The organism is Methanococcoides sp. LMO-2, from assembly GCF_038432375.1.
Lineage (GTDB): Archaea > Halobacteriota > Methanosarcinia > Methanosarcinales > Methanosarcinaceae > Methanococcoides > Methanococcoides cohabitans.
In genome coordinates, this window is record NZ_JBCAUS010000004.1 from 1 (window position 1) to 11580 (window position 11580).

Genomic DNA, 11580 nt, shown 5'->3' on the forward strand with positions numbered 1-11580 from the left:
GTTGTTGACATGATAAGTCCACTCCACAGCAGAACCTGCAAGGATATCCAGACCAGGAGCAGTATCATTGTCATGACCATTGGTATGCTTCTCAAGGTCAATGGATGGTAAAGCCTCGAACACAGTTTCAGTTACACCGAAGTAGTGACTAAGGTCTTCAGCATATAACATTGTACTTCCATGGAAAGCGGTGACATCACCAATATTAGAATACTGACCTTCTTTAGTCATACCAGTAGCATTGTAAAGCCAAACTTCACCCGAATCCAGAATTTCATTTTCATTAAAGTCTCCGCTCACGTACAAAGGATCAACGGTGCTATCGTTATCTGAAACTGCAACATTCTGAAGGGGAAGATCACCTGTGTTGGTGACCTCATAAGTCCATTCAACGGTAGTTCCAGCCAAAAGTTCTAGACCTGGAGCATTATCGCTGTCAGAGCCATTAGTGTATTTCTCAATAGTGATGGACAGTTTATCATCTTCAGGATCAGTAACTGTAGGACCACTACCTTCACCACCGGATCTAGACATAGTGATACCTCTATCCTTGGAAATCACAAATGCATCTTCCCATTCAGAGTAGGTACTCTCATGATTATCATCCGTTGGATCGGGGGCAAGCCCCGGTGAATTAGTAGAAATACTTGTGAGACCACTCATTAGCAGAGTGATCATTAATAGGATACCTAATGGTTTGATTATTGGATGCATACCGAATCGCCACCTTCTTTCTATTGTATATAAGTAATGGTATAAAATAAGACAATATATAAATATATCTATTGCGGGAAATACAATTATCATCATAATAATGAGAAGTTGTGGTTATTAATACAAAGAAAATAGAGGAAACAGCAGCTATCGCCATAAGTGTTAATTCAAAGAAATTCAATGCATGGAAATAAAGACTCGTAAAAGCAAGAATAAAAAAGGAAAAAATGATTTGAACAAACATTATTCTATAAAGTTCTCACATTTTAGAATGTGAAAGGACCTTTCGAATAAGATGCGGCAAATCAACATGCAATCAGAAAATCGGAAGATTTTTACCTACACCTTTCTTTTTCGCTGCATTATACACCAGAAGTGCTGTTGCAACATCTTGTATCGCAAGACCTGTGGAATCAAATATCGTGATATCCGAATCATCCTCACGCCCCGGCTTCAGACCTGCAATAACCTCACCGATCTCACAGCAGATATCACTCACAGTGATCTGACCTTCTGCAAGAGGGACATTGACCTCACCGGAATGTGATGCCTGAACCATATCATCCACAACAACCCGGGAACGCAGCAACAGTGATGCTTCAAGTTCTTCCTTTCCAACTGCATCCGCACCAATTGCATTTATGTGGGTTCCTGGTTTGATCCACTCGCTCTTAACGATGGGTTCCCTTACGGGAGTTACAGTAACGAGGATATCGCAATCACATACTTCCTCGATTGATGAACATACAATAATAGTACAACCTGCTTTGCACTCCATCTCCTGTTTGAACTGCTCAGCACGTTCCTCATGTACACTATAGACCTTGACCTCCTGAAGATCGAAAACATTAGCAATTGCAAGCAGTTGAGTTCTTGCCTGGTTTCCTGATCCCACTAGCCCCAGGACACGGGATTCGGGACGTGCAAGATGTTTTGCGGCTATTCCACCCGCTGCTCCTGTCCTGATATCTGTCAGTAGAGAGGCATCCATAACTGCAAGAGGCGCACCTGTTTCAGTTGAGTTCAGGACGAAAAGTGCCATGACGGTAGGCAAACCTTTCTGGCGATTATCAGGATGGACATTCACTATCTTCACACCTGCAACATCCTGTTCTTCAAGGTATGCAGGCATGGTACGCAGGTCACCATTATGAGATTCAAAATACAGGTATGATTTTGGTGGCATCTGAACTTTCTTCCTGCCATGCTGTTCAAACGCTTTCTCAACAGCATCCATTGCATCAGAAAGATCGAGCAACGACCTCACATCATTCTGGTCCAGCCATAGAACATCCAAGTTTATCACCCATTAACAGATGGATAACAGAGCGTATAAACTTACTGGATTCCTTTAGAAATTCAAATTATAATTTGCGATATATTGATGTACTGCTAACATAATTTAGTTATGATGAGAAAGATAGGTATCATAGTCACCGACCCTGAAGACCCAACAGCTATTGCTTTTGGCCGGGCATGCCAGAACAGCAATGTTGAGCATCAGATCATGGATCTTAGGGATGCAGAAGTATCAATCGGAAAACATCCTGAATGGCGCATTGGAAAGATCGATCCATTGCAGTTCGATGCGATCATTGTCAGGGATGTTGGTGCAGGTGCTTTTGAAGGAGTATCTTTCCGCTTCGATATACTCAGGCAGCTCGAAGAGCAAGGAGTACTTATCATTAACTCACCCTCCGCCATTCAGAATGCCGCTAACAAATATTACGCATCCTGTTTGCTTTCAAAAAACGGACTTCCAGTACCAGGAACAAAGGTTGTCCAGGATACTGAAAGTGCAATGGAAGCACTTGAAGAGATGAAAGACGCCGTAATAAAACCCGTTTTCGGCTACAAAGGAATAGGAATTCTCAGAGTAAGGAACGGAATGCCCATATCTGAAGATGGAAAAGTCCGGGAGAGGGGCATTGCAGAACACATAGATAAGCTTCTTGAGCAGAGAGGGATGTTATACATACAGGAATTTATTGAAAATCCGGGAAGGGACATCCGTGCATTTGTTGTCAATGGAAAGGTCATCGGAGCCATATACAGGACAGCGCCTGAAGGATCATGGATCAACAACCTGAGCCAGGGAGGTGACGCTTCCCAATGCCTGTTGACACCGGAGCAGGAGCACATCTGTGTGAAAGCTGCCGAAGCCATAGGGGCCTTCTTTGCGGGAGTTGACCTCATCGAAAAAAGAGATCCGAAAGAAGAGGAAGCAACTGAAACTTTTGTACTGGAGGTCAATGGTACGCCTTCAGTAGCAGGTATTTATAAAGCATGGGGAATTAATGCAGCAGAAGATATCATAAAGGATGTTATCGGAGAAATATAAGATATAACGCATATTGATCGGGGACCTTTCAGATGGCAGAATATAAACAGTGTATCGTGATCAGGGATGACCTGAAACTCTCAAAGGGAAAACTTGCTGTACAGGTAGCACATGCTGCCGTATCAGCTGCGGAGTGGGCAAAGCGTTCCGACCTCGAACAATGGAAAGAGGGAGGACAGAAGAAGGTGGTTTTAAGGGCAGAAAAGCTTCAGGACCTTTTCGAGCTTAAAGAAAAAGCAAGAAGGGAGGGGTTGCCCACAGCATTGATAACAGATGCAGGACTTACCGAAGTACCCCCCGGAACGGTCACCGTCCTTGGCATCGGACCTGCAAAGGTGGAAGCTATTGACAAGGTCACAGGTTCCCTGAAATTATTATAAGCCAGAAGGGGCAAATTAATGGTATGTCGTCACTGCCTGTTAATAACTATAATAGCCATTCTGGTACTGGCATCGGTCGCATCCTTTGCCGTATCCGACATGGTAGATCCCCGGGATATACAGGAACTACCCATACTCAACTACTTTGCATCCGAAACTTCAGATCATATTATTGATTCCGAAGAACTGACAGTTCCAAAGGTAATCTATGAAAAAGCTGACCGCCTGGAAGAAAAGCCCCGGTCCACTTCAACACGTGCCCCTGCCCTGGGAATTGCCACCTCATATTACTACACTAATTTCTATGAAAATAATCCTGCAACAATAGAACTTGTCGTTGAGAACAGGGAAGACAATCCCATCTTCATCTATAGCTATGGAGTACAGCTGAATAACGGAAAGTTCATGGGACAGGAAGCAGGGTACACGATCGATACAAATGAAAAGAAAAGTATCGGATTTATCTGTCTTGACATACCTGAAGATGTTGATTCCATGGACCTTAAGATCGGGTTTGGGATACTTGCACAAACAAGCTCAGATCAATGGTACGATTATGGAACACAGTACCTGGAAGAGATCAGCATTGAGGTTATGCCTTCAGTCAATGAGACCATTGTTGAATACAGAACCAATGAAGAACCCCTGTTCACAATCACAAATGACAAGGTAGACCCCCGAAGCGAGAATGTGCGTGCGCTTGCCGCTTCCGGTGCAATGGAATATCCGGGAGAATACAATATATACCAGGTCTGTTCGCTTTTCGACCATGTGAAGAGCAACATCAAATACATGACAGACCCTCGAGGAGAGGACTACTGGGCCACGCCTGACGAGACATTGAAAGTAAGTGCAGGAGACTGCGACGATTCTGCCATCCTGCTTTCTTCACTTGTAGAAGCAATCGGTGGAAGTAGCCGTATGTACTTTACCGACACGCATGCCTTTGCCACCGTGTACATCGGAAAAGGCGAAGTTGCAAGAGAGAACATCGATGCAGTGAAAAAATACTATGGCTGTGTCCCTGTGTATTACACAACTGATGAATACGGATCCTGGCTCATACTTGACACAACATCCGGACTCTATGCAGGTGACCTGCCTGCAGGAGCAGTTCCAACGGATGATTCCTGGATCTTTACGGATACTGAAACAGTCAATATAATAGATATCATTCCTGACTGAAGGAGAAAAACATGTACAAAGTCCCACCTGTAGAAGAACAGATCGGTATTGAACTTTATACTAGCAATACCCCCGGAATAGGAGGAGCCCTACGTCGGCAGATAGAGGATTTCAGGGTTATTGAGATCACGAACCGTGAAGAAGGAGATAAGGGAAAATACACAATTGTCGAGCTTACCAAGCATAATTGGGAAACGCATCACCTGATTAGGGACATCTCAAGGATACTTGGGATCAGCCAGAAACGCATTGGTTTTGCAGGCACCAAAGACAAAAGAGCTGTTACTACGCAGAAGATCAGTTTCTATGATGTTCCTGAGGAAAGAATTGAGAGCATAAACCTCAAGGATGTTGAACTTAAAGTGATCGGCAGATCGAACAGGGACATCGGGCTTGGAGACCTTACAGGCAACGAGTTCATCATAACTGTAAGAGAGATCGATATTGACAAGGATGAGCTGGAGAGCAGAATGCAGGAAACAACAGATTCCATTAAAGAACAGGGCGGAGTGCCCAATTTCTTTGGGATACAGCGTTTCGGGGCATTGAGACCGATCACACATGTTGTCGGAGAATCCATTGTAAGAGGAGACATTGAAAAAGCTGCCATCGATTACATAGCAGCTGCATATCCCGGTGAGCCGGAAGAGACAAGAGAAGTGCGTGAAATGGTCTTTAACAACAGGGATTATGTAGAGGGACTGAAGGCATATCCGGTGCAACTGAGGTATGAACGTGCCATGATGCATCATCTGGTATCGAAACCTGAGGATTTTGCCGGGGCATTTGAGACAGTCCCAATGAACATCAGAAAGATGTTCGTCCACGCATACCAGTCATACATTTACAATACCATCATTTGTCAGCGTATTGAGAAAGGTCTGCCACTAAACCGTGCTGTTGTGGGAGATATCGTCTGTTTCAAGAACAAGGAAGGACTGCCGGACAATTCCCGCATTGAGCAGGTAACTGAAGACAACATTGATGGTATGAACAACCTCATCAAAAGGAAACGGGCGTTCGTAACGGCACCACTTGTCGGCTATGACACCCAGATGGCTTCCGGCGTACCGGGAGAGATCGAACGGAATGTACTGGAAGAACTGGATGTACCTCTTGAAGGGTTTAAGGTTCCTTCAATGGATAAAATGGCATCAAAGGGACTTCGCAGGGAAATTCTTCTTGGAGTTGATCCAAACTACACGATCAGCGAAGATGAGATCAATGCCGGAAAATTCAGCGTTACACTTGACTTCAGCCTCCCGAAGGGAAGCTATGCCACAACCGTTCTCAGAGAGTATATGAAGGTTGAGCCTTCAAGAATGAGCTGATCGGACCAAGATCAAAAAACAGACAACTAAAAACTTGAAAATTAAAATAAAAAAGAAGAAAAGGACGATATCATATCAGTCCTTTCTTTCCTTGCTCTTTTTAAGCATTGCATCCATGAATGCCTTGAAAGGTGGTGATGGCCTTCCCGGCCTTGACTTGAATTCAGGGTGGAACTGAGATGCGAAATAGAAGTCGTTCTCAGGGACCTCTGCAATTTCCATCCTGTTCTTGTTCTTTCCGGAGAAGATCATGCCGCATTCTTCAATGCGATCGACATAATTGGGATTTACCTCATACCTGTGCCTGTGACGCTCGATAATTGTGGTCTCGCCATAGATGTTCTCTGCAAGTGACCCTTCCCTTAAGGTTGCTTCATAATCACCAAGACGCATTGTTGCACCCATATCCACCACATTTTCCTGTTCCGGAAGAAGGTCTATCACAGGATAAGGAGTATCCTCATCGAACTCGCTGCTGTTCGCACCTTCAAGTCCGGCTACATTCCTTGCAAACTCTACCACAGCAAGCTGCATTCCAAGACAGAGTCCAAGGTATGGGATATTGTTCTCCCTTGCAAATTTGATCGACAGGATCTTACCTTCAGTACCACGTTCACCGAATCCTCCTGGGACGAGAATTCCGTCAAAGCCGACAAGCTTGTCGACAGCCTCTGGATCATCATCGAAAGCTTCCGCGTCGAACCAGGTTATATCAAACTTGCAACCGGATTCAATGGCACCATGCTTGAGGGATTCCACAATACTGATATAGGAATCTTCAAGGTGGGTGTATTTTCCAACGACAGCAACCTTTACGTGACCAGATGGGTTGTTCATCCTCTGGACCATTTCTTTCCACTTTGCATCCTCTGTCGTGGGCTTAACAAGGTCAAGTTTCTTTAAAAGGAACTCACTGAGGCCTTCGTTCTCGAGCTGGAGCGGAACCTCATAGATGTCAGCAGAGTCGTGGGCACTGATGACAGCTTCCACCGGCACATCACAGAAAAGGGCGATCTTGGAACGGGTGCTTTCCATAAGGGCACTCTTACACCTTGCAACAATTACGTGTGGAGTGAGACCAAGTTCTCTTAGCTCTTTTACAGAATGCTGCGTTGGTTTGGTTTTCTGGTCACCCTGTGAATCCATAGGAACCAGTGTTACATGAAGGAATGCGATGTTCTCAGGGGACTCTTCCCTGTACATCTGCCTCACTGCCTCGAGGAATGGCATGCTCTCGATATCACCAACGGTACCACCGACCTCTATGAGACATACATCAGCACCGCTTTTTGCTGCTACTCTTCGTATTCTTTCCTTAATCTCATTGGTTATGTGAGGAATGATCTGTACGGTCTTACCCAGGTATTCTCCCCTGCGCTCTTTGTTGATCACAGATTGGTAGACCTTACCTGTGGTAAGGTTGTGGTCCCTGGTGAGTTCGGTATCAAGGAAACGTTCATAGTTTCCAAGATCAAGATCCACCTCGCCACCGTCCTTCAGGACATAGACCTCACCGTGCTGATAAGGGCTCATGGTACCCGCATCAATGTTGATGTAGGGGTCGATCTTTATGGCTGTGACATTATAGCCTTTATTTTTAAGATTCCTTCCGACAGAAGCTGTGGTGATCCCTTTTCCCAGACCACTCATAACTCCACCGGTTACGATGATATATTTCATGTGGATTCAACTACCTCATTCATTATTAAATATTGGAAGTTTTATTAACAGGTAAGCAACTAAAGCCGTGAACAGTATTGTAAAAGCCAACGAAGTATAAAAGTCGATCTCAAACCCGATCTCTATATCAGCACCTGATACGAAACGTATAGCCAGGTAGATCAGAGATAAAATAACAATTACTGCAAAAACCAATACAAGATTCCTTGAATTCAATGTCCGGTTTAAAGCCTCGGCAATCCCGGGGAACATATCAGAGATCTGCCTTCCTTTCTCATAATTGTCCTTTCCGGAAATTACAGGAGCAGGTGATGAAAGGCTTTCGTCTATTTCTATAGGCACCGGGCCGTCCTCCGGATCAGCCATACCGATCTTTACAGTGAAACTTTCAGTTTTTGAACCATAGCCCACTGTGACAAAGATCTTGCCCTTGTTCAGAAGACGACCGTCAAAAGGAATACGGGCAATGACGGGCACATATTCTTCATGTGAAACGTAAGGGTTATCTTCCAAAAATGTCAGGTTGTCATGGAGCCCGTCACTGGCAGACAGGTGTACATGGGTAGGGGAACCGTAATTTATTATCACGATCTCAAAACTGTTCTCACCGCCGGGAGATAAGGGAATCTCCAATACATCGGATTCAAATTCAATGGAATTCACACCAAGACGGTTTATGTGTACCTGTTGCAAGTGTAATCAGCCTCGCTATAAGATCATTCCCTGAGATCAGGAGGGAGCATATTAGGAATGCCATCCTCAATAGGGAAATACTCATCACATTTAGAACAATAAAGTGTTCCCGAGATTATTTCCTTTTCATCTTCCTTTGAGATATTCAGAACAAGGTCTCCTTTGCATATGGGACATGCCAGAATATCCATGAGATCTTTCTTCATTTACGATCACCAGACAAAAAAGTATTGCACATCATATCAAGGTTTTGGTTTTTCAAAAGAACGTAATGCCTTCATTCAAATAGATTCATTTACAAGTTATTATCATTATAGGGTTATGTTCGAGCTGCTTATAAGGGTGCTTGATTTTGCACTCCCTGTGATCGCCACTATATTTGTGGGCCTTTTTGGAACAGGGTTGCTTATTGAGATGGGACTTATGCAAAAGTTCTCAAGGTTCACTGAACCTCTTTTCAGGCACACTCACCTCCCACAAGCCTGCGCCTCTGCGTTTCTTGTATCACTTGGGTCCACCGTAGCAGCGAACAGTATGGTTGTGAAAATTAAGGACGAAGGCTGTCTTAATGAACGTGAGACAATGCTTTGTGCGGTCCTTAACAGCACACCGGCATACATTCGGGAGATCCTTACCTACCAGATACCGATCGTACTTCCCGCACTCGGCCCTGTGGTTGGAGGATTCTACGTAATGGTCTTCATACTCAGTGCCTTTGTGAAGGTTTCTATTGTTATAATACTGAGCAGGATCTGGTTCCGGGAGCATACATGCTCTGTGCCCAAAGCAGAACCAACAGAAAGGCCCCACATTAAAGATGCTATGAAAAAAGCATTCAAAAGGCAAAAACGCCTCTTTACGAAGATCGCTGTTATCTACCTGACAATGACGACACTGATCTTTGCCCTGAGGGAAAGAGGTGCTTTTGAGATCTTCAGCGTGCTCCCTCTTGCAGATATATTTGGCATTCCCCCCGAGAGCATAATACCGCTTACGACATATGTTGCCAGCCCGATCCTCGGAGTATCGCTGCTTGGCCCTATGATTAGTGATGGTGGCATCTCATCCCTGCAGGCGATGATAGTACTTATGCTCGGAAGCATGTTCATGCTGCCAATATTCAGTGTCAGAGCAATAATTCCCCGTTATGTATCTATTTTCGGCCCAAGGATCGGATTGAGGATCGTGGCATTCTCAACCGGAATAAGCATGATCATCAGGTTCATTCTCCTTATCATATTACTATCCATAGCAAGAATATGATAGGAGACCGATGAAACAGGAAATGATCAGATTAGAAAACGGTCCAAAGTTATCAACTGAGCTGAAACTATAGTTCGTCCATGAAGTGATCTATTGGAAAATAACGAACCATCAGGATAGAGTCAAATTTAAAGCAACAATTAATTTTAAAAAAAGAGAAAAGAAAGGTCAGTAAGACTGACCTTCAGTGATGTTCACCAAGCAGTTCATCCTTATTTTCGTAGGCATCACTGCTTTGTTCAAGGCATTTCATGCAGATCTTCTTTCTCTCAAGCTCATAGCCCTTTGAGAAGGATGGGATATTGATCTCCACATCCTGTAACTGTCCATCTGCACCGCAAAGGTCACATTTACCAAATGTGCCGGTTGCCTTGTTCTCAATCGCCTCGTCATAGGCCTTCTTAGCGTTCTCAAGACAGCCGCTGCAAAGACCCTTCCATACACCTTCAGGATAGGATTGCTCGAACTTTGGAGCAAATACCCTTACAGGACATACGGTTGGAATTGCTACTCCGCAAAGGTCACAATCTGCCATTTTACATACCTCCAGGGATCAATACTTTTGCGGCTTCCATTGCCATGTTCACGAATGGTTCTGGCCAGATACCGATTGCCAGTACACCTGCAACTGCTACGAGCAGTGCAACGACGTATGGCATTGGTTCTGAGACCCTCTCACCTTCTGCTGGCATAGCATACATGTACCTGACAACTCTTGCGTAGTAGTACAGTGAAAGTGCGCTGTTAAGGATAGCGATCACTGCAAGCCAGACAAGTCCTGATTCGATGGTTGATGAGAACAAGACGAACTTGCTCATGTAACCTGCTGTTGGCGGGATACCGGCCAATGCGAATACAAAGACGGTCAGGCAGAGTGCTGTAATTGGCATTCTCTTACCAAGACCCTTGAAGCTGTCAAGGTGGTCAGCTTTCAGTATATCCTTGTTCTCTGATGTTGCCATGTAGACCACAGCAGCTGTTGCGATGAAAGCTCCTGCTTTCATGAAGCCATGTGAGAGCGCATAGAGGATACCACCGGTCAATGCCAGTGGGGTCATGACCACAAATGCCATTGTGATATATCCTGCCTGTGCAAGGGATGAGTAAGCGAGCATGCGCTTTACGCTGGTCTGTGACAATGCTACGATGTTACCGTAGGTCATTGTGATCACTGCAAGAATGGCGAATGCCATCTGCCAGTCTGCCTGAAGGGCGATAAGACCTGTGATGAAGACCTTGAAAGCTGCAACGAATCCCATCTTCTTGGAACCGGCTGCCAGAAGTGCGGATACCACTGAAGGTGAACCCTGATAGGTGTCAGGTGCCCACATGTGGAATGGTACAAGAGCGATCTTGAAACCAAATCCTGCGATGAGCAGTACAAGGGAAAGGATTCCCATTGGACTGGTTGTAAGCAGGCCGATGTTCTGGGCAATTGCCTCAATGTTGGTGGTTCCTGTTGTACCGTAAACGTATCCGATACCGAGCAACAGCAGAGCAGCTGAAAGTGAACCAATAATGAAGTACTTCATTGCTGCTTCTGTGGATGCAGGGTTCTTCTTCTCGAAACCTGCAAGACCGTATGTTGCAAGACTTGCAAGCTCGAATGCAACGAAGAGTACCATGAGATCATTTGCTGATGCTACCATCATCATACCGATGGTTGCAAAGAGCGTAAGAGCATAGAACTCATCTGTGTGGTCGTTGCCATCAGTGTATTTGATGGATGCTATGGACACAAGTGTCGCAACTGTAAGGAACACGAGCTTGAAGAACTGTGATAGTGCATCAATGCTCAGTGAGTTCGAGAACATGACCGCTGTGGTGCCAAAACTGTTCAGTGTGAACATCAGGGCAATCAGACAGCCAAGTGTTGCGATGTATCCGAGTATTTTCTTAGACTGGCCTGAAAGGAACAAACCTAACAGTACAATCGCAAGTCCTGTTACCAGGAGCGTTATTTCAGGTGCGAGTAACATAAGATCTACCATTT

General features: G+C 44.8%; 12 protein-coding genes. 5 read left to right on the plus strand and 7 right to left on the minus strand.

Annotated features, from left to right (window positions below):
* A partial coding sequence (locus WOA13_RS06740; RefSeq protein ID WP_419095412.1) for a DUF7507 domain-containing protein occupies positions 1-714 on the minus strand: 714 nt, incomplete at its 3' end.
* A gap of 316 nt (positions 715-1030) precedes the next feature.
* Entirely contained in the window at positions 1031-2020 is a 990-nt protein-coding gene (ala, locus tag WOA13_RS06745; RefSeq protein WP_342127182.1) for an alanine dehydrogenase, read from the minus strand.
* 102 nt (positions 2021-2122) lie between these two features.
* Here ala and mptN point away from each other — a divergent pair, with 102 nt between their 5' ends.
* The 4 genes from mptN to truD are packed head-to-tail and all read left to right on the plus strand — an operon-like array spanning position 2123 to position 5951.
* A complete protein-coding gene (gene mptN / locus WOA13_RS06750; RefSeq protein ID WP_342127183.1) occupies positions 2123-3055 on the plus strand; it encodes a tetrahydromethanopterin:alpha-L-glutamate ligase in 933 nt (310 codons plus the stop codon).
* Positions 3056-3087: 32 nt separating this feature from the next.
* On the plus strand, positions 3088-3435 hold the full coding sequence (pth2, locus tag WOA13_RS06755; RefSeq protein WP_342127184.1) for a peptidyl-tRNA hydrolase Pth2: 348 nt from the start codon (positions 3088-3090) through the stop codon (positions 3433-3435).
* Between the two features lie 18 nt (positions 3436-3453).
* On the plus strand, positions 3454-4620 hold the full coding sequence (locus WOA13_RS06760) for a transglutaminase family protein (RefSeq protein WP_342127185.1): 1167 nt from the start codon (positions 3454-3456) through the stop codon (positions 4618-4620).
* A gap of 11 nt (positions 4621-4631) precedes the next feature.
* Positions 4632-5951: a tRNA pseudouridine(13) synthase TruD gene (truD, locus tag WOA13_RS06765; RefSeq protein ID WP_342127186.1), complete on the plus strand. Its 1320-nt coding sequence runs from the start codon at positions 4632-4634 to the stop codon at positions 5949-5951.
* A 75-nt stretch (positions 5952-6026) separates the two neighbouring features.
* On the opposite strand, the gene pyrG is transcribed toward truD, so the two are convergent.
* Genes pyrG through WOA13_RS06780 form a run of 3 tightly spaced genes read right to left on the minus strand, consistent with a single transcriptional unit; the run spans position 6027 to position 8530 of the window.
* Entirely contained in the window at positions 6027-7631 is a 1605-nt protein-coding gene (gene pyrG, locus WOA13_RS06770) for a glutamine hydrolyzing CTP synthase (protein WP_342127187.1), read from the minus strand.
* Between the two features lie 15 nt (positions 7632-7646).
* Positions 7647-8324 carry a DUF7524 family protein gene (locus WOA13_RS06775; RefSeq protein WP_342127188.1) on the minus strand — a complete coding sequence of 226 codons (678 nt, stop codon included), beginning with the start codon at positions 8322-8324 and terminating at the stop codon, positions 7647-7649.
* Positions 8325-8347: 23 nt separating this feature from the next.
* On the minus strand, positions 8348-8530 hold the full coding sequence (locus WOA13_RS06780; protein ID WP_048205833.1) for a methytransferase partner Trm112: 183 nt from the start codon (positions 8528-8530) through the stop codon (positions 8348-8350).
* A 115-nt stretch (positions 8531-8645) separates the two neighbouring features.
* Here WOA13_RS06780 and WOA13_RS06785 point away from each other — a divergent pair, with 115 nt between their 5' ends.
* Positions 8646-9587, plus strand: a complete 942-nt coding sequence (locus WOA13_RS06785) for a nucleoside recognition domain-containing protein (RefSeq protein WP_342127189.1) — start codon at positions 8646-8648, stop codon at positions 9585-9587.
* Positions 9588-9771: 184 nt separating this feature from the next.
* Here the strand turns inward: WOA13_RS06785 and WOA13_RS06790 are convergent, their stop codons facing one another.
* Both WOA13_RS06790 and fpoN read right to left on the minus strand, forming a co-directional pair.
* Positions 9772-10122 carry a F420H2 dehydrogenase subunit FpoO gene (locus WOA13_RS06790; RefSeq protein WP_048205835.1) on the minus strand — a complete coding sequence of 117 codons (351 nt, stop codon included), beginning with the start codon at positions 10120-10122 and terminating at the stop codon, positions 9772-9774.
* Between the two features lies 1 nt (position 10123).
* Positions 10124-11578 carry a F(420)H(2) dehydrogenase subunit N gene (gene fpoN / locus WOA13_RS06795; RefSeq protein ID WP_342127190.1) on the minus strand — a complete coding sequence of 485 codons (1455 nt, stop codon included), beginning with the start codon at positions 11576-11578 and terminating at the stop codon, positions 10124-10126.
* Positions 11579-11580: the final 2 nt, after the last annotated feature.

What these genes read in the sequence shown, in the direction of transcription:
- mptN (WP_342127183.1), top strand. Translation starts at nt 2,123, where the DNA reads ATGATGAGAAAGATAGGTATCATAGTCACCGACCCTGAAGACCCAACA.
- WOA13_RS06790 (WP_048205835.1), bottom strand. Translation starts at nt 10,122, where the DNA reads ATGGCAGATTGTGACCTTTGCGGAGTAGCAATTCCAACCGTATGTCCT.
- WOA13_RS06760 (WP_342127185.1), top strand. Translation starts at nt 3,454, where the DNA reads ATGGTATGTCGTCACTGCCTGTTAATAACTATAATAGCCATTCTGGTA.
- pyrG (WP_342127187.1), bottom strand. Translation starts at nt 7,631, where the DNA reads ATGAAATATATCATCGTAACCGGTGGAGTTATGAGTGGTCTGGGAAAA.
- fpoN (WP_342127190.1), bottom strand. Translation starts at nt 11,578, where the DNA reads ATGGTAGATCTTATGTTACTCGCACCTGAAATAACGCTCCTGGTAACA.
- truD (WP_342127186.1), top strand. Translation starts at nt 4,632, where the DNA reads ATGTACAAAGTCCCACCTGTAGAAGAACAGATCGGTATTGAACTTTAT.
- WOA13_RS06780 (WP_048205833.1), bottom strand. Translation starts at nt 8,530, where the DNA reads ATGAAGAAAGATCTCATGGATATTCTGGCATGTCCCATATGCAAAGGA.
- WOA13_RS06785 (WP_342127189.1), top strand. Translation starts at nt 8,646, where the DNA reads ATGTTCGAGCTGCTTATAAGGGTGCTTGATTTTGCACTCCCTGTGATC.
- pth2 (WP_342127184.1), top strand. Translation starts at nt 3,088, where the DNA reads ATGGCAGAATATAAACAGTGTATCGTGATCAGGGATGACCTGAAACTC.